Below are 21,731 nucleotides of genomic sequence, written 5' to 3' on the forward strand. Positions count from 1 at the left end.
GTGCTGTCCACACCGTCGATTCGCCGGTCTGCTCCCTCGCTGCGCGGATCGGCTCCGACCAGCATGGAAGCTATGACCGAAACACTCGCCGAACCGACGCTCGTACTCGACCGTCCGGACTCGCGCCCGACCGCCGGGTCGGTGCTGCGGGCGATCCTGCGCGCCCCGTTCCAGGCACGCACCTGGAAAGAGCTGGCCTACCTGGTCGTCGCCGCGATTCTGGGCTGTCTGGTGCTGGCCTATCTGTTCGTCGGCTACGGCGTCGGGCTCTACAGTTCGATCCTGATCATCGGCGCTCCGCTGCTGGCCGGGGTGCTGCTGGGCGGCCGGATCTGGGGACGGCTCTACCGGGCCGTGGGTGCCGCGTTACTGTCCGCCGATCTGCCGGCGCCGCCGAATTTCGCCGCCCGGCCGGGACTGGTGGGCTGGTTCCGCAGCGTCTTCACCGATCGCACCGCATGGCGGGCACTGGCCTTCCTGGTCGCCGAGGCGGTCCTCGGGGTGTTCGTCGGATACGTGGTGCTGACCGTGATCGCGGTGACCGTCTTCACCGCGATCTCCCCCGTCCCGTGGGCGGTTTTCCACCCCGTCAATGTGGATCCGCAAGGGCGCGAACATCATTCGCTGGCGCAATTCGGCGACTACTACATCGACACCTGGCCGCGCGTACTCGGTCTGGCGGCACTGGGCGTCATCGGCTGCTTCCTGCTGCCGTGGCTCGTGCGCGCGGTGTGCTGGGCGCATCGCGGACTGATGCTGGTGCTGCTGACACCGACGGCGGGCGATCGGCGGATGGTCGAACTGCAGGAGAGCCGGCGCGTCGCGGTCGAGGATTCCGCGGCGACGCTGCGGCGGCTGGAACGCGATCTGCACGACGGCACCCAGGCACGGCTGGTGAGTATCGCGATGACGCTGGGGCGTGCCGAGGAACGACTCGCCGCGGGCGCCGACCCGGCCGCGCTCATCGCCGATGCCCGGGCGAGCTCGAAGGATGCCATCGCCGAGCTGCGGGAACTGGTGCGCGGCATCCATCCCCCCGCACTCGAACTGGGACTGGAACCGGCGCTGGAGACGCTGACCGCACGCTGTGCGATACCGGTCGAACTGCGCGTCCACCTGCCGCAGCGGCCCAGTCCGGCGATCGAGGCGATCGCGTATTTCTCGGTCGCGGAACTGCTCACCAACGTGGTGAAGCATTCGGGGGCGACCGCGGCGTGGGTGTCCGTCGCGCCGGCGGGCGCCGCGACGATGATGGTGAGCGTGCGCGACAACGGTCACGGTGGGGTGCGACAGCCTGGTCCGATGGGTGGCGAATCCGAGGCCGGGGCCGATGCGCCGACCGGGCGGCTGGTCGGCGGTGGTCTGGCCGGTCTCGCCGCACGGGCGCGCTCCGTCGACGGCAGCCTGACCGTCGACAGCCCGGTCGGAGGGCCCACCAACATCATCGTCACCCTGCCGATCGCGGGCCCGCGATGAGTACGGCCGAGGCCGGCCGCACCGCCGACGCCCTGCGGATCGTGATCGCCGAGGACAGCGCGATCCTGCGGGACGGTCTGGCCGGACTGCTCACCGATCGCGGTCACGAGATCGTGGCCATGGTCGGCGACGGGATCCGGCTGAGCGAGATCGTGGCCGAAACCCGTCCCGACGTCGCCGTGGTCGACGTGCGGATGCCGCCCTCGTTCACCGACGAAGGTCTGCTCGCCGCCATCGAACTGCGCCGGAAATTTCCCGCCACCGGAGTGCTCGTATTCTCCCAATGGGTCGAAACCCGTTATGCCACCGAACTTCTCGCCGGCGGTGCGGGCGGTGTCGGCTACCTCCTCAAGGACCGGGTAGCCGACGTCCGCGAATTCGTCGACGCCCTGCAGCGCGTCGCCACCGGCGGTACGGCCCTCGACCCCGAGGTGGTGAGCCAGCTGTTCGGCGCTGCCCGGCAACAGGATTCGCTCGCCCGCCTCACCCCGCGCGAACGCGAAGTCCTGGAACTGATGGCCCAGGGCCTCACCAACGCCTCCATCGCCACCACCCTCACCGTGACCGAACGCGCGGTGGAAAAACACATCGGCAACATCTTCCTGAAGCTGGACCTCCCCCCGTCCGACACCCACCACCGCCGGGTCATGGCGGTGCTGCGCCTACGGGGATAGGCGTTGCGGCAGCGGCTCGCCGCTGGACTGCCCGGAGCTGTCGGTCACCTGTGGAACACTGAGAGGACCAGGGCAAACGAGAGGAGGGGAGCACGTGGTTATGCATTGGCCCGATCGTCTACTGACGATGGCGGACTGGGAGGCGCTGCCGGAGGACAACAGCCGTAGCTACGAGCTCGTGGAGGGGGTGCTCGTCGTGTCACCGAGGCCGGTGTCGAAACATCAACGAGCGATGTGGCGCCTTGCCGCACAGCTGGAGCCACAACTGCCCCCGGCGTTCGGCGTCCTGACCGAGACCGAGGTTGTCATCGACCCGGTCGCTCCCCCGACTATCCGAGTCCCGGATCTCATCGTCGTCCCCGAGGCCGGAATCGAGACCAACCCGCGCTGGAATGCCGACGAGGTCTTGCTGGCGGTGGAGATTCTCTCCCCTGGCTCACGGCGCACCGACCGTGTCACCAAGTTCGCCGAATACGCCGAGGCCGGGATCGAGCACTATTGGCTCGTCGACCTCGACGCTCCGACAACACTCACCGGCTATCGATTGGTCGACGACTACTACGAGCTGGTCGCAGACACGCGATCGACGGTTCGAATCGACGTGACCGGCACGCCCGTCACCCTCGATCTGTCCGCGCTGACCGAATCCCGATCCGAATAGCCGCGGCCTGCGGTAACGGGCCGATATGCGGCGGTGACGCGGGTGGCGGACTCGCGCGGTGAGCTGGAGACCACCGGTCTCGGTGGGGTGGCCGAAACGTGTCTGTCCGTTATGCGCTATACGGGCGGGGTGGGAGTGGTGGGGCTTATTCTTGAGGTATCCGCGGGGTGGTGGAGGCGGTTATGGACCACGTACGCATTCTTCGGGCCGTGCTCGGGGTGACGGTCGGGTATGTGATCGTGCTCGGGGTCTGGCTGGGGTGGGTGCATCAGCACACGCCGCCGGGGACCGAGCCGTATCAGATCATGGCGATGGTGGGTGCGTTCGGGTCGTGTGTGGGGATCGGGATGTTGCTGGCGCAGCGGCCGTCGCGGTCGGATCGGCGGTTGTTGCGGCACGGGCTGGAGGGGTGGGCGACCATCGAGCGGGTGCACCCGCTGCAGTACACGGATCACCACACGGAACTGACCGAACTCGATCTGGAGCTGACCGTTCCCGGTTCGGAAACCTATCGGGGCACGGTCGTTTTCGACGTCGCACCGATCGACCGGCCGAGAATGCATGTGGGCGAGACGATTTCGATCCGGGTGGATCCGGCCGACCGCGATCGGATCATGCTCTGCCTGTGAGCATCCGCCCGCGCGGTCGCGCGATGGCGGTGGGGTTCAGTCGAAGTGGGTCGGCGCGGTCAGCAGGTACTGCGCACCGGCATAGGTCGCGAGGATGACGGCCTCGCTCGCACGGCGCGACCGTGTCGTCCGTGCGAACAGGCGACGCAGCACGATCAGGCCGTCGGAGAGAGTGAACAACAGCGCGCCCAGAGCCAGGCGGCTGCGCGGGTCGCTTCCCGGAACCACGGTTCCCGCAACGACTTTCGCGCCGGGAGCCAGGGCCGGATCGGAGGCGAGAGTCGCCGCCGTGCCCAGCGTCGCACCGTAGGCGGTCAGCGACGCGGCGATGCGGGGCGCGCGCGCCCGCAACAGCATGGCGGCGCCCAGCCACGCGAAGAGCCGGGGCGCCGCGACCATCGGCTGCGGCCGCGCACCGCGCCGCCACCACAGCGCCGAGTATCCGCACTGCATGACCGCGAAGGCCGAAGCGCCCGCGACCAGACGGCGGTCGTCGTCGGGATCTATCAGGAGTACGTCGCCGACGGTGGCCGCCGCCAGCGACCCGAGCAGAAGAGCCCGATCGGACTGCGACGATCTCGACGCGCGCCCGGCCTGGATCGCATCGGCCGCCAGCAGGGGCATGAGCAGCGGCTTCGTCGCCCACTGCCACTGGTCCCGCCCGGTGGCCGCGCCGAGGATGGTGATCACCGCGGCACCCACGTACGCAGCACGGAACGGTCGCGCCATTCGGAATCTCCTCATCAATCCACGACGACGGTCGACCGGTGCGACGGTCGCGGCCGGTCAGAAACTGGGTTCGATCGGCTTGGGCGGGAGGGTGACCACCTGCCCGGCGTAGCTCAGCCCGGCGCCGAAGCCGAGCAGCAGGGCCAGCTGTCCGCCCTTGGCCTTACCGGTCACCAGCATCTCCTCCATGGCCAGCGGGATGGACGCGGCGGAGGTGTTGCCGGTGTTCTCGATGTCGTTGGCCATCGGGATGTCGTCGGCGAGGCCGAGGTTCTTCTTCATCAGCTCGTTGATGCGCGCGTTGGCCTGATGCGGCACGAAGACCTCGATATCCTCCTTGGCCACGCCCGACATCTCCAGTGCGGTCGACAGGGCGCGCGGCAGAGTGACTGCGGCCCAACGGAATACGCGCGGCCCCTCCATCCGCAGCGCCATCCGGCCCACCGGCTCCACCTCGGGATCGGTGCCCTGCAGTCGCTCCGCCCGGTCCATGTAGTCGAAGAAGTTGACGTCCTGGGAGATCGCCTCGGCGCTCTCCCCGTCGCTGCCCCACACCGTCGGGGAGATGCCGTTGACGTCGCTGGGGCCGACCACGACCGCACCGGCGCCGTCGCCGAAGATCATGGCGGTGCCGCGGTCGGTCGGGTCGAGGCCGACCGTCATGGTTTCCGCGCCGATCACCAGCACGTATTCGGCGGAACCGGCCCGGATCAGATCGGCCGCCACGCCGAGGGCGTAGCCGAATCCGCCGCAACCGGAAGTGAGGTCGAAGGCCGGGATGCCGTTCATCCCGAGATCGAAGGCCACCGAGGGCGCGCCGTGCGGGGTGAGCTTGAGCCAGCTGGAGGTAGCCAGAATCAGCGCGCTGATCTTGCTGCGATCGATACCGCTGTTGATGACGGCCCGCTCCCCCGCGGCCGCCGACATGGAGCGCAGGGTCTCTTCACCGCTGATCCAGCGACGATTGCGGATGCCGGTGCGCTCGAAGATCCACTCCGGGGTGGAATCGAGAACCTCGCAGACGTCGGCGTTGCTGACGACACGCTTCGGCCGGTATGCCCCGATGCCGAGCATCGCAACATTCTTGCGACCCTCGTTGATTGCAATGCTCACCACAGGAGACTCACTCGACCCTTCACGCTGTCGTACATAAGACCAGCGTCCAGGCTAACCCAGGCCCAAATATCACCCCAGAGCCAGATCCTTCAGGCCCAGAATGGAGCGGTACTCCAGTCCCTCCTCGGCAATCACCTGGTCGGCGCCGGTCTCGCGATCGACCACGGTGGCGACGCCGACCACGGTCGCACCGGCCTCGCGCAGTGCCCGGACGGCGGTCAGCGGCGAATTGCCGGTGGTCGTGGTGTCCTCGACGACCAGCACACGCTTACCGGAGATTTCCGGCCCCTCGATCTGGCGCTGCATGCCGTGCGTCTTGGCGGCCTTGCGCACCACGAACGCGTTCAGCGGGCGGCCGGGGGCGTGCAGCATCGCCAGCGCCACCGGATCCGCGCCCATGGTGAGCCCGCCGACGGCGTCGAATTCCCAGTCCGACACCAGCTCTCGCAGCAGGGTGCCGATCAGCGGCGCCGCCTGATGATGCAGGGTCGCCCGGCGCAGATCGACGTAGTAGTCGGCCTCCTTACCGGAGGACAGGGTCACCCGGCCGTGCACGACAGCGAGCTCCCGGACCAGCTCGGCCAATCTGTCGCGGTCGGTGGTGGATTCGATCATGTGGGTTTATGTCCTTCCCCGTGCGTTGAACATGCCTCGGTTGAGCCGGGTCACCAGATTCCGCGGGATCAGCCCGGCGACGGTGGTGAGCACCTTGTACTGCACCCCGGGCACACTGATCACCCGGTCCTTCTCCAAATCCTGCAGCGAACCGGACACCACCTGATCGACGTCGAGCCACATCGGCTTCGGTAGCGACGACATCTCGATTCCGGCACGCTCGTGAAATTCCGTGTGCACGAATCCCGGGCACAGCGCCTGCACCCGGACCCCGGTCCCGGCCAGTCCGCCGGCCAGGCCCTCGGTCAAGGATATGACGTAGGCCTTGGAGGCCGAATAGGTCGAGCCGCGGCCCGGTACCAGTCCGGCCACACTGGCGACATTGACCACCGAACCCTTGGCGGCGGCGATCATCGGCGGCAGTGCGGCACGCGTCAATTGCAGCACCGCGGTGACATTGACATCCAGTTGGGCCTGCAATTCCCGCGGATCCACGGTCCAGAACTCACCCGAGATACCGAATCCGGCATTGTTGACCAGGAAGTCCACGCCCTCGCCGAGCCGCTCGGCGACGGTGTCGCGGTCCTGCTCGCGCGCCAGATCCGCGGCCAGGATCTCGCTGCGGGTATCGAAGCGGTGCTGCAATTCCGCGGCGAGGGCGGTCAGGCGTTGCTCGTCGCGCGCCACCAGCACCAGGTCGTAGCCGAGGGAAGCCAGGCGGGTGGCGTAGCCCTGGCCGATACCGGAGGTCGGTCCGGTCACCAGGGCGACCGGACGGGTGGCACCGGGGAGGCGTGCGGCCCCCGGATCTGCGGGGCTATCGGTCATGGGTCGTCAACCACCTAGTGTCGGGCGGATAATCCCGGTGCCCGGACACCGGTTCGCGAACCGGACCGGTCACCGCGGTGCGGGGCCCTGATAGGGACGGAACCCCGGATGGAACGGACCGCCCGGCCGCTGCGGCAGCTCGTCCTCGGCCTGCGGTTCATCGGAATCCGCTGCGGCCGAATCGTTTTCCTCGTCCTCGAGGAATTCCTCGGCGGGCGGCCAGTTACGGCGGACCCGGTTGCGGGGATCCGGCACCACCGCGAGCGCCGGGCGGCGCGGCGGCTGCTGCTCGGCCTCGCCCGCGAGATCGCCGACCGGCGCGGCGATCACACCGGACTCGCGGTCCGCCGAATCGGATGCCGGGCGCTCACCGGAGTTACGAGTGTCGCCGGGGCGAGTGTCGCCGGGGCGGGGGCCGGCCGGTGCGTCGGTGCCGCCACGAGCGATGTTCCCGCGGTCGATGCCGTCCACGTTCTCGTGCGCGAACCCGCTCCGGCCGCCGTGTGCGTCGCCGTCCCGGGGCCCGGATGCGCGCTCGTCACGGAAATCGCGGTCGTCGTCGAACCGGTCGCCTGGACCTTGCTCGTCGTCGAATCCGTCGTCGAACTCGTCGTCTTCGAAGCGCTCGAACCGGTCGCCGTAATCCTGATCGCGGTAGTCGCGGTCGGCCCGGTCGTCGTAGCTCTGGTCCCGGTAGCTCTGGTCGGCGTAGCCCTGCTCGCGGTAGCCCTGGTCGGCTTCACCGGGTTCCTCGGCGTTCGGGCGCGGACGACCGGGATCGTGCTGATCGGATTCCAGGCGGCCGCGGTCGCCGCCTGCCACCGGCGGCAGCACATGCAGCAGACCCGAGAGCCGCAGCACGGCATCGATCGCGGCCTCCCAATCCTTGGCCGCGGTGCCGACCGGCAACATGCCCAGCGTCCAGTTGCCCTCACTCCACAACTGCTGCACGGTATGCGGCAGCGTTTCGATGAAGTGGACCATCCGCTGGTCGACGGCGTGGCGGGCGACGTCCGGATTGGTGGCGAAGACCACGCGGTCGCCGATCGCGCCGAGCAGTTCCAGATCGGCGTCCTTGGGCGGGGAGGCGGTTTTCAGGCGCAGGTCGATATCGATGTCCGAGCCGATCTGGCGGCGCACGGCGACCAGCGTCGCGGCGTCCTCCAGATCGAACAGAACGAACTTCTCGCCCTTGCGATTACCGGAAACCACATCGATCGCGGACAGATACCCCAGTTTGGCCATCGCGCCCCGCCGCCATGTCGATGCCAGCGAAGGTTCGACCGAAACGTAGGTGTATCCCTGGGATTTGGCCCAGACCTGCCGTACGTGTCCGGTCCGCTGCCGCTGCACGCGATCGAAATACAGCAGTACGATCGCACCTACCAGTGCGATCGCCGCGAGGCCGAACCAGATTGCTGCTGTCATCGCACCTGAGTCTAGTGGGTTCGGGTGCAATTGCTCGCGCCCGTTCGTCCCGCGGTTCGCGCCTGCCTTCCGACGTCACACCCCCGAGCGGGCACGGCGGAGGCGCCGCACCCGCGGCGCCGCACTCACGGCGCGGGTGCGGTTGTCGAAACTCGTTGTGGGGCATCGTCGGCCGCCGCATCGAGGAAGGTGCGCAGCAGCGCGGCGACCGCGGCGGGGTGGGTCACGGGCGGGGTGTGCGCGACACCGTCCAGCAATTCCAGCGGTTCCGCGCCGGGTAGCGCGGCGGCGAGGGCGGCGCCGGACGCAGCCGGAATGGGCAGGTCGGCGCCGCCGTGGACGACCAACGCCGGGGCGGTGATCTCGGCGAGGCGGCCGGCGATTCCGTCGGCGCCCATCAGCACACCGACCGCACGAGCGAGTCGATCGGCAGGCTGCCGTCGTATCCGGGCCAGCCAGTGCTCGACCGCCTCGGCGTCACCCAGCAGCAGATCGAGAACCGCGCCCCCGGTCGCCTCGATCGCACCGGCGGCGAAACCGTCCCGGATGCGAGCCATTTGTTCCAGCGCCGGGCCGGGGAACGGATCCGCGGCGGTATCGATGAGTGTCAAGCTCCGAATACGTGCCGGGGCCAGCAGTGCCGCCCGCAGCGCGGTGAATCCGCCCTGCGAGTGACCGACGATGTGAGCGGCCGGCACGTCGAGCGCGTCGAGGACGCTCAGGGCGTCGCGCGCGGCGTCCCAATAGGTGAAGGGCAGACCGTCGTCCTCGGTATCGCCGTGCAGCCGGAAGTCGAAGCGGATGCGGCGGTAGCCGGAGAGGTTCGAGACGACGCCGTCCCACATGGTCGAGTCCATGAGGTTGCCGTGCAGGAAGAGGACGGCCGGGCCGGTGCCGCCGGAGTCGCGGAGATGGAAGCGCCGGCTTCGGGTGGCGAGGGTGTTCATCGTGCTCCTTTCTGGTCGGATATCTCCATCCCACTCCGCTCAGGACGCCACGACGAGGTAGTTTTACGACCGGTTATGGTCGAAACAGGTCAACACGTACTCGGCGTCGGCTACGCACCCGCTGCTGCGGGCCGTGCGGTCGAGTTGCGGCGCCTCCCGGATGTTTTCCGGGGCGTGGTGCGGCACCGGCCGGTTCGCCCGGATTTCCACGTCGTCGGTGTGATCACCGGTGGCGCGGGCCGGCATGCCGTCGACTTCCGCCCGGACGATCTGGCCGCGGGCACGGTGTTCTGGTTGCGGCCCGGGCAGGTTCATCAGGTGCTCGATGCCGACCGGCTGCACGGAACGGCGATCCTGTTCACCCCCGACGCCCTCGCCCCCGGCAATCGGATCGCGACGTTCGCCGACGATGCGGTCCGGCCGAGCCGATGGGCGATGGATCCGCGAGATCCGCTCGTCCCGACCGCACTGCGACATCTGGAATTGGTGCTCGCCGCGCCGTCGTGCGCTCGCGATATCGCCGACGCACTCCGCCTGGCGCTCACCCCGCTCGTGGCCGCGGCGCCGGGCGCTGCGGCGGACAACGGGCCGGTGTCCGCGGTCTTCGCGCGTTTCGCGGCGGCGGTCGAAGCCGAATTTCCCCGGCGGCATCGGGTCGGTGACTACGAGCGGGCCGTGCACGCCGGCACCAAGACCATCGACCGGTCGGTGCGCCGGGCCCGGGGTATCAGCGCGAAGCGGTATCTCGACGAGCGACTGGCGCTGGAAGCCCGCCGCCGCCTGGCCACCACCGACGTCACCGTCGCAGCGCTGGCGCGCGAACTCGGTTTCTCCGAGGCCACCAACTTCGTGAAGTTCTACCGCCGCATGACCGGCACGACCCCCGCCTCCGTGCGGCAGTGACGATGCAATCCGCCGCAGCGATGCGGAGGCGAACTACCTCGGCAACTGGGTGCTGATGATGATCTTCGCCTTGATGGACCCGTCCGGGTTCTTGTCGCCCTGTACGACCACCATGTCGCCCTGTTTCAGATCGGAGACCTTCCCGGATCCCATCGAGATCACCTGGGTCTGCGCGTCCGTGTGCACGGTGACCGAGTTGCCCAGCATCGACTGCAGCATGATGGTCGTTCCGTCGTTGCTGTTCACGGTCCCCATGGTCGCCCCGAGACCGTCGATGTCGCCGAGGCCCGGTAGCTGCGGGAGGCTGGGTTGCGCGCCGCCGGACGGGTTGGGCGGGACGACCGGTACGCGCGTCGGCGCGGGCCGGCCGGTGGCGGCCGCATCGGAGGACGAGGAGTCGTTGCCGGCGAGCAGCAGGCCCGCGGCGATACCGCCGAGGACCACCAGGACGAAGACGGCCGCGGTCAGCGCGATCCACAGGCCGGTGCGGTGGCGCCGCGGCGGTTCGACGGGCAGTCCGGTCGGGCCGACCGCTCCCTGCGGGCCGGTGGGGCCGGGGGCGCCGGAACCGTAAGGGGGGTATTCACCCGGTTCGCTGTACCCGGATTCGTAGGCGCCCCATTGGCTGTCGTAGGGCGGAAGTTCGCGGGTCGCGTTCGGGCCGGGCGATTGTTCGAAGTACCGGCCCTGATATTCGGGATGGGACGGGAATTCGTAGGGCCCGGGATGTCCGTAGGGGCGAGTGCTCTCGTACGGCTCGGGGCTCTGACCGTACGCTTCCGAGTATTCCGTCGTGTGGTCGGCGCCGTCGTCCGGATGCCGGCCCGATGCGCCGAGCTTCTCGGTCGGCGTATCGGGTGAATCCGGACGCTGCGCCCACGGGTCGCTCGGATTCGTCATGCTCACCAGGGTAGGTGCAGATCGGCGTTGCTTCAGCGAAGTGCGACAACCTCGGAAACCTGAGCGGGCGGAATCCGGCGGATACGCGGGGCGCGGTGTGCGATTCACTCACACACCGCGCCCCGATCATCGAATCCCGGACGGCTCGGTCGTCACCGTCCGACGATCAGCCCGTCGCCGTCGGGTGCGACGTTGACCTTCACCAGGTCGCCGTCGGTGACCTCACCGGCCAGCAGCTCCTTGGCGAGCGAATCGCCGATGGCCTGCTGGATCAGGCGGCGCAGCGGCCGGGCGCCGTAGACCGGGTCGTAGCCGCGCACGGCCAGCCAGAACCGCGCCGAATCGCTGACGTCCAGCTTCAGCCGCCGCTGCGAGAGCCGCTTCTGCAGCTGCGCCAACTGGATGTCGACGATGTTCTCGAGCTGCTCCTCGTTGAGCGCGGAGAACATCACCACGTCGTCGAGGCGGTTGAGGAATTCCGGTTTGAACGCCGAGCGCACGGCGTTCATCACGAACTCCTTGTCGCCACCGGCACCCAGGTTGGAGGTGAGGATGAGGATGGTGTTGCGGAAGTCCACCGTGCGGCCTTGGCCGTCGGTGAGCCGCCCCTCGTCCAATACCTGCAGCAGGATGTCGAAGACATCGGGGTGCGCCTTTTCGATCTCGTCGAACAGCACCACCGTGTACGGCCGTCGCCGGACCGCCTCGGTGAGCTGACCGCCCTGGTCGTAGCCGACATATCCGGGCGGGGCGCCGACGAGGCGAGCCACCGAATGCTTCTCGGAGTACTCGCTCATATCGATGCGGGTCATCGCGCGCTCGTCGTCGAACAGGAAGTCCGCGAGAGCCTTCGCCAGCTCGGTCTTACCGACACCGGTGGGTCCGACGAACATGAACGAGCCCGTCGGCCGGTTGGGGTCGGCGACCCCGGCCCGGGCGCGGCGCACCGCGTCGGAGACCGCGGTCACGGCCTCGGCCTGTCCGACCACTCGATGCCCGAGTTCCTCCTCCATCCGCAGCAGCTTCTGGGTTTCACCCTCGAGCATGCGGCCGACCGGGATGCCGGTCCACGAGGAGACCACTTCGGCGATGTCGTCCGGACCGACCTCCTCCTTGAGCATCACCTCGTCCTCGAGGCTGCCGCTGCCGGCCTTGCCCGCGTTCTTCTCGGCCTCCGCGAGCTGCTTCTCCAGCTGCGGGATGCGGCCGTACCGCAGTTCGGCGGCCTTGCCGAGATCACCGTCGCGTTCGGCGCGCTCGGATTCACCGCGCAGCGATTCCAGCTGCTCCTTGATGGTGCGGACCGAGTCGATGGCCTGCTTCTCGTTCTGCCAGCGCGCCATCAGCTGGTTCAGCTTCTCGCGGTCGTCGGCCAGTTCCTGGCGCAACTTGTCGAGTCGCTGCTTGGACGCCTCGTCGGTTTCCTTGGCGAGGGCGACCTCCTCGATCTCGAGGCGGCGCACCGCCCGTTCGACCTCGTCGATCTCGACCGGCCGCGAGTCGATCTCCATGCGCAGCCGCGAGGCCGACTCGTCGACCAGGTCGATCGCCTTGTCGGGCAGGAACCGCGAGGTGATGTAGCGATCGCTGAGGGTCGCGGCCGCCACCAGCGCGGAGTCGGTGATCCGCACGCCGTGGTGTACCTCGTAGCGCTCCTTGAGTCCGCGCAGGATGCCGATGGTGTCCTCCACCGAGGGCTCGCCGACCAGCACCTGCTGGAAGCGGCGCTCGAGGGCGGCGTCCTTCTCGATGTGCTTACGGTATTCGTCGAGCGTGGTCGCACCGACCAGGCGCAGTTCACCGCGCGCCAGCATCGGCTTGATCATGTTGCCGGCGTCCATGGCCGATTCGCCGGTCGCGCCGGCGCCGACGATGGTGTGCAGCTCGTCGATGAACGTAATGATCTGTCCGGCACTGGATTTGATCTCCTCCAGCACCGCCTTGAGCCGTTCCTCGAACTCACCGCGATACTTCGCGCCGGCCACCATCGCACCAAGGTCCAGCGAGACCAGCGTCTTCCCGCGCAGCGATTCCGGAACGTCCCCGGCGACGATGCGCTGGGCCAGCCCCTCGACGATGGCGGTCTTACCGACACCGGGCTCGCCGATGAGAACCGGGTTGTTCTTGGTGCGCCGGCTCAGCACCTGCACCACGCGCCGGATCTCGGTGTCGCGGCCGATGACCGGATCGAGTTTGCCCTCGCGCGCGGCGGCGGTGAGGTCGGTGGAGTACTTCTCCAGCGCCTGATAGGTGCCCTCGGGGTCCGCGCTGGTCACGCGGGTGTTGCCACGCACGGCGGTGAACGCCTCGCGCAGCGCGTCCGCGGTGGCGCCGTACTTCAGCAGCAGCTGCGAGACATCGGAGTCACCTTCGGCGAGACCCACCACGACATGCTCGGTGGAGACGTACTCGTCACCGAGTTCGGTGGCGAGGTGCTGGCCGGCGGTGAGCGCGGCGAGCGCTTCCCGGCCGAGCTGCGGCTGCGTGGTGGCGCCGGTCGCGCGGGGCAGCCGGTCGACGATGTCCTGTGCCTCGCGTCGCACCGTTGCCGGGTCGACCGCGACAGCCTTGAGCAGGGGGGCGGCGATGCCGTCGGTTTGATCCAGCAGCGCCACCAGCAAGTGAGCCGGACGAATCTCCGGATTTCCGGCGGCCGAAGCCGCCTGCAGGGCAGCCGTCAGGGCAGCCTGAGTCTTGGTGGTGGGGTTGAACGAGTCCACGATCACCTTCCTACGGTCGTCTCGCGTTGTGGTCGGTCGGGTCCGGGCGGTCCGACTCTTCTGAGTAGTCCAACGCGGTAGGAGTTGAGTCTGTTCCGCTCAAGTTTGACATATTTCAGGAACCTGTGGCCAATCGTTTCACCCTTGGTGGATCTGGGTAAAGTGATCCGCTCATCACCGCACGACCACGGTTTTTTCGGGGATACTGGTCCGCGGGGGCCGACGACACGGCAGCTGTAGTCGGACACATTGAAGGAAAGGAAGCTCGACGTCGTGGATGCGCGTTCGGCAGCGCTGGTCCGCGCCAACTTCCGGTCGATCGTCGAGGCGCCGCAAGGGCCCGAACGATTGATCGGCGCGTTTTACAGGCATCTGTTCGCGGAGGCTCCCGGCCTGCGCGAATTGTTCCCGCACACGATGGATATGCAGCCCAAGCGGGTTGTCACCGCCATCCAGTTCGTGCTGGATCATCTGGAGAACTGGGACCGCGCGCAGCGGTTCCTGGAACAGTTGGCCCTCGACCACCGCAAATACGGTGTCGCGGCGGCACATTACGATGCCGCCGGACGCGCGTTGCTCGCTGCCTTCGTCACCTACAACGGTCCGCTCTGGACACCCGATCTGGAGGACGGCTGGCGCGATATCGCCATCCTGATCTCGGCCTCGATGGCCATCGGCGCCAATTCCGACACCTCGCGACCGTATTGGGAAGCGACGGTGGTCGGCCATCGGCGCGTACTCGACGACCTGGCGATCGTGCGCCTGCAGTCCGACGAGCCGATCCCCTACCAGGCCGGGCAGTACGTACCGGTCTCGATCCCGCAGCGGCCGAAGATGTGGCGGTATCTGTCCCCGGCCATTCCCACGAACCCGTACGGCGAGATCGAATTCCACGTCCGCAAGATCCGCACCGGCTGGGTCAGTCCCGCGATCGTCGGCGAAACCGAGGTCGGCGACACCTGGTTGATCGCCGGGCCGCTGGGCGGCCTGCACATCGACACCGAATCCCAGCGCGACGTGCTGATGATCGGCTCCGGGACCGGAATCGCACCGCTGCGCGCCCAGTTGATCGAGATGGGCCGGCGCGGCGTGAACCCACGCGTGCACTTCTTCATCGGCGGCCGCTATCCGTGCGATCTGTACGACGTGGAGAACATGTGGCAGCTGTCGCTGAGCAATCCGTGGCTGACGGTGGTGCCGGTCTGTGAGAGCGACACGAATCCGTGGTGGCATCCACATCCGCCCGCGGACCCGCCGTACGGCATGCATCGGCGGCTGATCGGGAATCTGGGCGCGGTCGTGGCCAGCTTCGGCTCGTGGTCGGATCGGCAGATCCAGATCGCCGGATCGGCGCGGATGATCGCCGACACCAAGCGGGCGCTGCTGGCGGTCGGCACCCCCGAACACATCATCAGCGCCGACCCGGTGTGAGCGGCAATCGGTAGGCAACCCGGCGTCCGCGGCGTACCTTGGTGGGCGGGCGCGAGCGCACGGGACTGCGCCCGGCACAAGACTTTTCGGGGGCGGGAGCTGTCCCTCGGATCACAGGAGGAACGGTGACGTTGGGTCCGGATGAGACCGGGGAGATTCGGCTGGACGCGCCGACGGAATGGTCGTCGACCGTCGTCGGACATCATCGGCTGCGCCACGATCTCGCGGTGGTCCGGTTGATCGGCGAATTCGTCCCGTTCGAGGCGGGCCAATCGGTCGAGGTCCAGATTCCACAGCATCCGGGTATGCGCCGCCGGCTGTCGCCCGCGCTGCCGCCCTCACTGGACGGCAAACTCGAATTCCACGTCCGCACCGTCCCGGGCGGATGGTGCAGCGGATCGATCGTCACCGAAACGGCTCCCGGCGACGAGTGGCGGATCAGCGCTCCCGCCGGGTGGCTGAGCGTCGACCCCGGCACCACCGACCTCGTGATGATCGCCGGCGGAACAGGTCTGGCGCCGATGCGCTCGCTCCTGCTGGATCTGTCCCGTCGCCCGGAGCCGCCGCGCACCCATCTGTTCATCGGTGGACGCAGCCCGCGCGACCTCTACGCCTCCGACATGCTCTACCTGCTCGCCGGCGAAATGCCTTGGCTCACGGTGATTCCCGTGGTCGAGAGGGCCGAGGACCCGAATTGGGTCGACCAGTGGTACGAGAGCTGCCGCGTGGATGTCGGATTCGATGTCGACGAGATGATGGAGGGCACGCTGGCCGACGTGGTGGGCGATATGGGCCCGCTGCTGCACCACCAGGTCCTGGTGTGCGGTTCGCCCGGAATGACCCAGGCCACGCTGGAAGTGCTGGTCAATACGGGTACGCCGCCGGAGGCGATCCGCTTCGACGGGCTCTGATCCGCGCCGGGGCCGACTAGAACAGCGGATCGTGGCGAATGTTCTCGGTGGGCGTGCCCGCCGCCATCAACCGGAATTTGGTGGTCTGCACCGTACTCGGTGATCCGACGATCTGGACATCGCAGTCCGACCAGTCGCCGCCGCGGGCCACGACCGCTCCGATCTGTCCCGTTTCGCGCGGCGCTATGCCCGGAAGATCGGGCTCGACACGTTCCGGATGGTAATACCACCAGGGGTTTTCGTCGCTTTCGGTGACCGGAACGACGGTGAGCCATTTGTTCGCGACGGCCAGTTCGCTCAGCGTCGGCAGATCGTAGAGATCGCACGGATGGTGACCGCCGACGAACAGGTGGACCTTCGGATTGGACCGGCGTTGCGACATCGCCAGCAATTGCGCGCGCAGCGGAGCGATTCCGGTGCCGCAGCCGACCATCAGCATCTTGCGGCGCGTGTTGCGCGGCACCCCCAGCCCGCCGAGCGGCGCCCCGAGCAGCCACTGGTCGCCGATCGCGGTATGGCCGACCATCGCCGGACTGACCCAGCCGCCACTGACGCTGCGAATATGAAATTCGATCTCGCCCTGGGGATTCGCCGGAATCGCCGGGGACAGGTACCGCCACATCCGCGGGCGGGCCGGGATCTGCACACTCACATATTGTCCGGCCGCGTAGGTCATGGGCTGGTCGAGCTGCAGCCGGACGACGGCCAGATTGCACAGCACCTCGCGATGTTCGACGACGGTTCCGGTCCAGACCGGCGGCGTCGTCTCCTGGTCGGCGGCGCCGATCATCGTCTGGGTGATCAACGCGAGGCCGGCGTCCCAGGCATGTTCCACCTCATCGGTCCACAATTCGGTGCCGGCATGTGCACGCAGGGCGCCCTTGAGCGAATTACCCACGGCCGCATAATGTTCGGCTACCACACCGTATTTGCGATGGTCGCGGCCGAGCTGCGCCAGGAAGGGCAGCAGTTGCTCGGGCTCCTCCAGCCGGTCCACGGCATACCCGATGGCCTTGACCAGCCGGTCGCGCTGCACCTCCAGAGCGGCGGGGAAGAAATCCCGGAGCTGCGGATATTCGGTGAACAGCAGGGCGTAGAAGGATCGGGCGAGCTGTTCGGGGCCGCCTTCCTCCGCGGCCACCGCCTTGAACGTGGTTCTGATCAGCGCGACGGTCCGCGAATCCATCTGTCCACAACCCCATTTCGCACGTCGAACACGGGCCGGTCCGGTGAGCGCGGTGCCGCCGGACACGCGGCGCAAGCGATGGAGACCGAGTGTAGGCGAGGTTTGCCGGGCGCGGGACGCACTGAAGGAACAACAGGGAGGTAATTCGGCCGAACCGAGGTCCCGGAGTGTGTAGCCCCCTGGAAACCGACTCAAAGACCGTGACACGCCATGTATTTCGGCGTGTTCGAGAGTGGTTGCGCACGACTCGATATGCGATTTTCATATTTGCCGGGTGCATGCTGAGCGCCGAGACGACGCCGGGATACGCGAACAGCGCCCCCTATCCGGGGGCGCTGTCGCACGGTGTGTCCGGTCGCGGAACGGCACAGAGCCGAAACCGCCTACCGCCGTTTGTTGCGTGGCTGCCACACCACCAGTGCGGTACTGCGTTGCGGCGGAGCCATATCGGGCCGATGACCGGCGCGCAGGCGTTCGACCTCGGCGGTCAATTCACCCAACCGCTGCTGCAGCGCCTCGACCTGATTGGTGAGTTCGATGATCCGCTTGATCCCGGCCAGGTTGACGCCCTCGTCCTGGGACAGGCGCTGCACCTCGCGGAGCAGTTCCACATCCCGGGACGAATAACGTCGGCCGCCGCCGGAAGTGCGTTGCGGCGTAACCAATCCCAGCCTGTCGTAGGTCCGCAGCGTCTGCGCGTGCATTCCCGCCAGCTGAGCCGCCACCGAGATCATGAAGTACTCGGTGCCGGTTGCCCGATTCTTCGGATCACCGTTCATTACGCACCTGCCCAACCTGCGCGCGGGTCGAACCCGCCGGCCTTCTCCGTCTCCGCATAGCGCCGCAGCGCCTCGGTGGCTTCGTCGTCCAGCTTCTGCGGTACCGCGACCTTCACCGTGACCAGCAGGTCACCGGCGCCGCCGCCGCGCTTGGGCACACCGCGCCCGCGCACTCGCAGCGTCCGGCCGTCGGCGGTGCCGGGTGGCACCTTCACTCCGACTCTGCCTTCCAGTGTAGGCACGGAAACCGTTGTACCCAGCACCAATTCGCTGTAGCTGACCGGCAGCACCAGGGTCAGATCGTCGCCGTTGCGGCCGAAGACCTTGTCCTGGCTGACGTGCACGGTGACGTACAGGTCACCTGCGGGCGCGCCCCGCAGACCGGCCTCGCCCTGGCCCGCCAGCCGAATCCGCTGCCCGTCGCGCACCCCGGGCGGGATGCGCACGGTGATGGTGCGGGTCCGGTTCTGGATGCCGGTGCCGTGACAGTCGGTGCACGGGTCGTCGATGATCGAGCCGGTGCCACGGCAGTCGTCGCAGGGTTCGCTGAACCCGAACGCGCCCTGGTTGCGGCTGATCACGCCGGTTCCGTTGCAGTGCGGGCACACTCGCGGGCTGGTGCCCGGCTTGGCGCCGCTGCCGTGACAGGTCGTACACGGCGACGGACTGGTCATCCGCAGCGGAACGGTCACGCCCTGGGCCGCCTCGCGGAACCCGAGAGTCGTCTCGGTCTCCACGTCGCTGCCCCGTCGCGGGCGCGACGTGGTCCGTGTGCCACCGCGGTTGAACAGGCCGCCGAGGATATCCCCCAGACCGCCGTCACCCGCGCCGGCGGCCGCACCGCCGAAGATGTCACCCAGGTTGAATTCGTTGGAGAAGCCGCCACCGCCGGTGTAGCCGCCACCCGGGGCGTAGCCGCCGCGGCCGAAACCGCCGCTGGCGAACAACCGCCGGGCCTCGTCGTACTCCTTGCGCTTCTCCGGATCGGCCAGCACGGCATGCGCCTCGCTGACCGCTTTGAAGCGCTCCTCGGCCTTGGTATCTCCCGGATTCTTGTCCGGATGCAGATCCCGGGCCAGTTTCCGGTAGGCCTTCTTGATCTCGTCCTGGGTCGCGCTGGAGGAAATACCCAGCTCTTTGTAGAAGTCCTTTTCCAGCCACTCCCGATTCACCGGGCATCTCCTCCTTCCGTCACATTGCGCGACTGTGTGTTACTCGGCACCGTCGGCATCTCGGCCGGCATTCGCAGTGTCCGACGAATCGGACAGATCCGCTACCCCATCGGTGACTCCGACCAGCGCATGGCGCAGGACGCGGTCGCCGAAGCGGTAACCCTTACGCATGACCACCCCGATCACCGGGTTGTGTCCCTCACCCTCGTGCTGCACGGCCTCGTGCAGGGTCGGGTCGAAAGATTCACCCTCGACGCCGAATTCCTCGAGGCCCTGCTTCTGCAGCGCGTCGGCGAGCTTGTCCGCGACCGACTTCAGCGGTCCGGACTCGAGATCTCCGTGGGCACGGGCACGATCCAGATCGTCGAGCACACCGAGCAATTCGGTGACCACCGCGGCCTTGGCCGAGTCGATGGCGGCCTTGCGGTCGCGGTCGACGCGGCGGCGGTAGTTCGCGTACTCCGCGGTCAGCCGCTGCAGATCCGCAGTGCGCTCGGACAATTCGGCGCTGATGCTGTCGGCGAGGGCGTCGCCCTCGCCGGCCGAAGCGGAGGCCGAAGCCGTGTCGTTTCCGGCTGCGGCCTCGCTCACATCACCCTGCGGAGCGGACGGTTTCCCGTCCTGGTCGATCTTTCGGTTGTCGACGATGGTGACCGGCTCCTCTTTCGGGTTCTGTTCCGTCACTTCTTCTCCGGCTCTTCCACGACCTCTGCGTCGACCACGGTGTCGTCACCGGCGGACGCGTTGCCCGCACCGTCGGCGGCGGCGCCACCCTCGGCAGCCGAAGCCTCGTAGATCGCCTGGCCCAGCGCCTGCGATTCGGTGGCCAGCTTCTCCACCGCGGACTTCACCGCGGCGATATCGCTGCCCTGCAGGGCCTGCTTGGCCTCGGCGATGGCCGCTTCGACCTTCTCCTTGGTCTCGGCCGGCACCTTGTCGGAGTTGTCCGCGATGAACTTCTCGGTCTGGTGGACCAGCGACTCCGCCTGGTTGCGGGTCTCCGCCTCCTCGCGACGCGACTTGTCCTCGGCCGCGTGCGCCTCGGCGTCCTTGATCATCCGGTCGATCTCCTCCTTGGACAGGCCGGAGCCGTCCTGGATCTTGATCGTGTTCTCCTTACCGGTGCCCTTGTCCTTCGCGGTGACGTGGACGATGCCGTTGGCGTCGATGTCGAAGGTGACCTCGATCTGCGGCACGCCGCGCGGGGCCGGCGGGATGCCGGTCAGCTCGAAGGAGCCGAGCAGCTTGTTGTGCGAGGCGATTTCGCGCTCACCCTGGAAGACCTGGATCTGCACCGACGGCTGGTTGTCGTCGGCCGTGGTGAAGGTCTCCGACCGCTTGGTCGGGATGGTGGTGTTGCGCTCGATGAGCTTGGTCATCACGCCACCCTTGGTCTCGATACCCAGCGACAGCGGGGTGACATCGAGCAGCAGGACGTCCTTGACCTCACCCTTGAGCACACCGGCCTGCAGGGCGGCGCCGACGGCCACGACCTCGTCCGGGTTCACGCCCTTGTTGGGCTCCTTGCCGCCGGTCAGTTCCTTGACCAGCTCGGAGACCGCGGGCATACGGGTGGAGCCACCGACGAGCACGACGTGGTCGATGTCCTTGACCGAGATACCGGCGTCCTTGATCACCGACTGGAACGGCGCGCGGGTGCGGTCCAGCAGATCGGAGGTGATCTTCTGGAACTCGGCGCGGGTCAGCTGCTCGTCGAGGAACAGCGGGTTCTTCTCCGCGTCCACGGTGATGTAGGGCAGGTTGATCGAGGTGCTCTGCGAGGAGCTCAGTTCGATCTTGGCCTTCTCCGCGGCCTCACGCAGACGCTGCAGGGCCATCTTGTCCTTGGTCAGGTCGATGCCCGAGCTGGCCTTGAACTTGTCGACCAGCCAGGTGACGATCCGGTTGTCCCAGTCGTCGCCACCGAGGTGGTTGTCGCCGGAGGTGGCACGAACCTCGACGACGCCCTCGCCGATTTCCAGCAGCGAGACGTCGAAGGTGCCGCCACCGAGGTCGAAGACCAGGATGGTCTGCTCTTTGTCACCCTTGTCCAGGCCGTAGGCCAGCGCGGCGGCGGTCGGCTCGTTGACGATGCGCAGGACGTTCAGACCCGCGATCTGGCCGGCCTCCTTGGTGGCCTGGCGCTGCGCGTCCTCGAAGTAGGCGGGCACGGTGATCACCGCGTCGGTGATCTCCTCGCCCAGGTAGGCCTCGGCGTCGCGCTTGAGCTTCATGAGGGTACGGGCGCTGATCTCCTGCGCCGTGTACTTCTTGTCGTCGATCTCCACGGTCCAGTCCTCGCCCATGTGGCGCTTGACGGACTTGATGGTGCGATCGACGTTGGTCACCGCCTGGTTCTTCGCCGGCTGCCCGACGAGAACCTCTCCGTTCTTGGCGAACGCGACGACCGACGGGGTGGTGCGCGAACCTTCCGAGTTGGCGACGACGACCGGCTCACCGCCTTCGAGAACAGCGATGACCGAGTTCGTGGTCCCGAGGTCGATACCGACCGCACGAGCCATAGTGGTTCCTTACCTTTCTTTCGTGGTGATAGAGCCCGCAGCCATCGGGTTCCGAATCACCTGGGAGCGGTGGGTTTGGCTTCATGGTCGTTGCCGAGGTTCAT

20 protein-coding genes are annotated in these 21,731 nt (G+C 67.7%); 7 read left to right on the forward strand and 13 right to left on the reverse strand.

The features are described 5' to 3' along the window. The first annotated feature begins 72 nt into the window (after positions 1 to 72). From IG65_RS0121040 to IG65_RS0121055, 4 genes are all read left to right on the forward strand, one after another. The gene (locus IG65_RS0121040) at positions 73 to 1,476 is read left to right on the forward strand and encodes a sensor domain-containing protein (RefSeq protein ID WP_231509320.1); all 1,404 of its coding nucleotides are present in this window, start codon (positions 73 to 75) and stop codon (positions 1,474 to 1,476) included. Then, positions 1,473 to 2,150 (forward strand): response regulator transcription factor, encoded by a 678-nt coding sequence (locus IG65_RS0121045; protein WP_174555025.1) that lies wholly within the window; start codon positions 1,473 to 1,475, stop codon positions 2,148 to 2,150. Before IG65_RS0121040 ends, IG65_RS0121045 begins: the two co-directional genes overlap by 4 nt. A 100-nt stretch (positions 2,151 to 2,250) precedes the next feature. After that, complete coding sequence (locus IG65_RS0121050; RefSeq protein WP_030516661.1) at positions 2,251 to 2,811, forward strand: Uma2 family endonuclease; 561 nt, start codon at positions 2,251 to 2,253, stop codon at positions 2,809 to 2,811. Between the two features lie 182 nt (positions 2,812 to 2,993). Then, positions 2,994 to 3,440, forward strand: a complete 447-nt coding sequence (locus tag IG65_RS0121055; RefSeq protein WP_030516662.1) for a hypothetical protein — start codon at positions 2,994 to 2,996, stop codon at positions 3,438 to 3,440. A 36-nt stretch (positions 3,441 to 3,476) separates the two neighbouring features. Here IG65_RS0121055 and IG65_RS0121060 read toward each other — a convergent pair whose 3' ends face one another. The 6 genes from IG65_RS0121060 to IG65_RS0121085 all read right to left on the reverse strand — a co-directional run bounded on the left by IG65_RS0121060 (position 3,477) and on the right by IG65_RS0121085 (position 9,103). Then, entirely contained in the window at positions 3,477 to 4,169 is a 693-nt protein-coding gene (locus IG65_RS0121060; RefSeq protein ID WP_030516663.1) for a lysoplasmalogenase, read from the reverse strand. Positions 4,170 to 4,226: 57 nt separating this feature from the next. Next, positions 4,227 to 5,285, reverse strand: coding sequence for a beta-ketoacyl-ACP synthase III (locus tag IG65_RS0121065; protein WP_030516664.1), 1,059 nt, complete (start codon positions 5,283 to 5,285; stop codon positions 4,227 to 4,229). 69 nt (positions 5,286 to 5,354) lie between these two features. Then, positions 5,355 to 5,900, reverse strand: a complete 546-nt coding sequence (pyrE, locus tag IG65_RS0121070; RefSeq protein ID WP_030516665.1) for an orotate phosphoribosyltransferase — start codon at positions 5,898 to 5,900, stop codon at positions 5,355 to 5,357. 6 nt (positions 5,901 to 5,906) lie between these two features. After that, complete coding sequence (locus tag IG65_RS0121075; protein WP_030516666.1) at positions 5,907 to 6,728, reverse strand: SDR family oxidoreductase; 822 nt, start codon at positions 6,726 to 6,728, stop codon at positions 5,907 to 5,909. Between the two features lie 69 nt (positions 6,729 to 6,797). After that, entirely contained in the window at positions 6,798 to 8,156 is a 1,359-nt protein-coding gene (locus IG65_RS39190) for a hypothetical protein (protein ID WP_231509321.1), read from the reverse strand. 125 nt (positions 8,157 to 8,281) lie between these two features. Continuing rightward, on the reverse strand, positions 8,282 to 9,103 hold the full coding sequence (locus IG65_RS0121085; RefSeq protein WP_051756579.1) for an alpha/beta fold hydrolase: 822 nt from the start codon (positions 9,101 to 9,103) through the stop codon (positions 8,282 to 8,284). Between the two features lie 75 nt (positions 9,104 to 9,178). Between IG65_RS0121085 and IG65_RS0121090 the strand changes: the two genes are divergently transcribed. Beyond that, on the forward strand, positions 9,179 to 10,006 hold the full coding sequence (locus IG65_RS0121090; protein WP_030516669.1) for a helix-turn-helix domain-containing protein: 828 nt from the start codon (positions 9,179 to 9,181) through the stop codon (positions 10,004 to 10,006). Between the two features lie 33 nt (positions 10,007 to 10,039). Here the strand turns inward: IG65_RS0121090 and IG65_RS0121095 are convergent, their stop codons facing one another. Both IG65_RS0121095 and clpB read right to left on the reverse strand, forming a co-directional pair. Continuing rightward, entirely contained in the window at positions 10,040 to 10,906 is an 867-nt protein-coding gene (locus tag IG65_RS0121095; RefSeq protein ID WP_030516670.1) for a DUF5666 domain-containing protein, read from the reverse strand. A gap of 152 nt (positions 10,907 to 11,058) precedes the next feature. Further along, positions 11,059 to 13,626 (reverse strand): ATP-dependent chaperone ClpB, encoded by a 2,568-nt coding sequence (gene clpB / locus IG65_RS0121100; RefSeq protein WP_030516671.1) that lies wholly within the window; start codon positions 13,624 to 13,626, stop codon positions 11,059 to 11,061. A 273-nt stretch (positions 13,627 to 13,899) separates the two neighbouring features. Here clpB and IG65_RS0121105 point away from each other — a divergent pair, with 273 nt between their 5' ends. Further along, positions 13,900 to 15,057, forward strand: coding sequence for an FAD-binding oxidoreductase (locus IG65_RS0121105; RefSeq protein ID WP_030516672.1), 1,158 nt, complete (start codon positions 13,900 to 13,902; stop codon positions 15,055 to 15,057). A gap of 125 nt (positions 15,058 to 15,182) precedes the next feature. Then, complete coding sequence (locus IG65_RS0121110; RefSeq protein WP_081879635.1) at positions 15,183 to 15,968, forward strand: FAD-binding oxidoreductase; 786 nt, start codon at positions 15,183 to 15,185, stop codon at positions 15,966 to 15,968. 16 nt (positions 15,969 to 15,984) lie between these two features. Here IG65_RS0121110 and IG65_RS0121115 read toward each other — a convergent pair whose 3' ends face one another. From IG65_RS0121115 to dnaK, 5 genes are all read right to left on the reverse strand, one after another. Continuing rightward, the gene (locus IG65_RS0121115) at positions 15,985 to 17,154 is read right to left on the reverse strand and encodes a globin domain-containing protein (protein WP_030516674.1); all 1,170 of its coding nucleotides are present in this window, start codon (positions 17,152 to 17,154) and stop codon (positions 15,985 to 15,987) included. 383 nt (positions 17,155 to 17,537) lie between these two features. After that, a complete protein-coding gene (locus IG65_RS0121120) occupies positions 17,538 to 17,933 on the reverse strand; it encodes a heat shock protein transcriptional repressor HspR (protein WP_030516675.1) in 396 nt (131 codons plus the stop codon). Continuing rightward, positions 17,933 to 19,105, reverse strand: coding sequence for a molecular chaperone DnaJ (gene dnaJ / locus IG65_RS0121125; RefSeq protein ID WP_030516676.1), 1,173 nt, complete (start codon positions 19,103 to 19,105; stop codon positions 17,933 to 17,935). The genes IG65_RS0121120 and dnaJ overlap by 1 nt, the downstream gene beginning before the upstream one ends. A gap of 39 nt (positions 19,106 to 19,144) precedes the next feature. After that, positions 19,145 to 19,789, reverse strand: coding sequence for a nucleotide exchange factor GrpE (gene grpE, locus IG65_RS0121130; RefSeq protein WP_030516677.1), 645 nt, complete (start codon positions 19,787 to 19,789; stop codon positions 19,145 to 19,147). Further along, complete coding sequence (gene dnaK / locus IG65_RS0121135) at positions 19,786 to 21,627, reverse strand: molecular chaperone DnaK (protein WP_030516678.1); 1,842 nt, start codon at positions 21,625 to 21,627, stop codon at positions 19,786 to 19,788. Before dnaK ends, grpE begins: the two co-directional genes overlap by 4 nt. Positions 21,628 to 21,731 lie beyond the last annotated feature (104 nt).

Origin of the sequence: Nocardia sp. NRRL WC-3656 (assembly GCF_000720265.1) — a bacterium.
GTDB lineage: Bacteria > Actinomycetota > Actinomycetes > Mycobacteriales > Mycobacteriaceae > Nocardia > Nocardia nova.

What these genes read in the sequence shown, in the direction of transcription:
- IG65_RS0121050 (WP_030516661.1), top strand. Translation starts at nt 2,251, where the DNA reads ATGCATTGGCCCGATCGTCTACTGACGATGGCGGACTGGGAGGCGCTG.
- IG65_RS0121120 (WP_030516675.1), bottom strand. Translation starts at nt 17,933, where the DNA reads ATGAACGGTGATCCGAAGAATCGGGCAACCGGCACCGAGTACTTCATG.
- IG65_RS0121060 (WP_030516663.1), bottom strand. Translation starts at nt 4,169, where the DNA reads ATGGCGCGACCGTTCCGTGCTGCGTACGTGGGTGCCGCGGTGATCACC.
- IG65_RS0121075 (WP_030516666.1), bottom strand. Translation starts at nt 6,728, where the DNA reads ATGACCGATAGCCCCGCAGATCCGGGGGCCGCACGCCTCCCCGGTGCC.
- pyrE (WP_030516665.1), bottom strand. Translation starts at nt 5,900, where the DNA reads ATGATCGAATCCACCACCGACCGCGACAGATTGGCCGAGCTGGTCCGG.
- IG65_RS39190 (WP_231509321.1), bottom strand. Translation starts at nt 8,156, where the DNA reads ATGACAGCAGCAATCTGGTTCGGCCTCGCGGCGATCGCACTGGTAGGT.
- IG65_RS0121040 (WP_231509320.1), top strand. Translation starts at nt 73, where the DNA reads ATGACCGAAACACTCGCCGAACCGACGCTCGTACTCGACCGTCCGGAC.
- IG65_RS0121085 (WP_051756579.1), bottom strand. Translation starts at nt 9,103, where the DNA reads ATGAACACCCTCGCCACCCGAAGCCGGCGCTTCCATCTCCGCGACTCC.
- IG65_RS0121115 (WP_030516674.1), bottom strand. Translation starts at nt 17,154, where the DNA reads ATGGATTCGCGGACCGTCGCGCTGATCAGAACCACGTTCAAGGCGGTG.
- dnaK (WP_030516678.1), bottom strand. Translation starts at nt 21,627, where the DNA reads ATGGCTCGTGCGGTCGGTATCGACCTCGGGACCACGAACTCGGTCATC.
- IG65_RS0121095 (WP_030516670.1), bottom strand. Translation starts at nt 10,906, where the DNA reads ATGACGAATCCGAGCGACCCGTGGGCGCAGCGTCCGGATTCACCCGAT.
- IG65_RS0121045 (WP_174555025.1), top strand. Translation starts at nt 1,473, where the DNA reads ATGAGTACGGCCGAGGCCGGCCGCACCGCCGACGCCCTGCGGATCGTG.
- IG65_RS0121090 (WP_030516669.1), top strand. Translation starts at nt 9,179, where the DNA reads ATGGTCGAAACAGGTCAACACGTACTCGGCGTCGGCTACGCACCCGCT.
- IG65_RS0121055 (WP_030516662.1), top strand. Translation starts at nt 2,994, where the DNA reads ATGGACCACGTACGCATTCTTCGGGCCGTGCTCGGGGTGACGGTCGGG.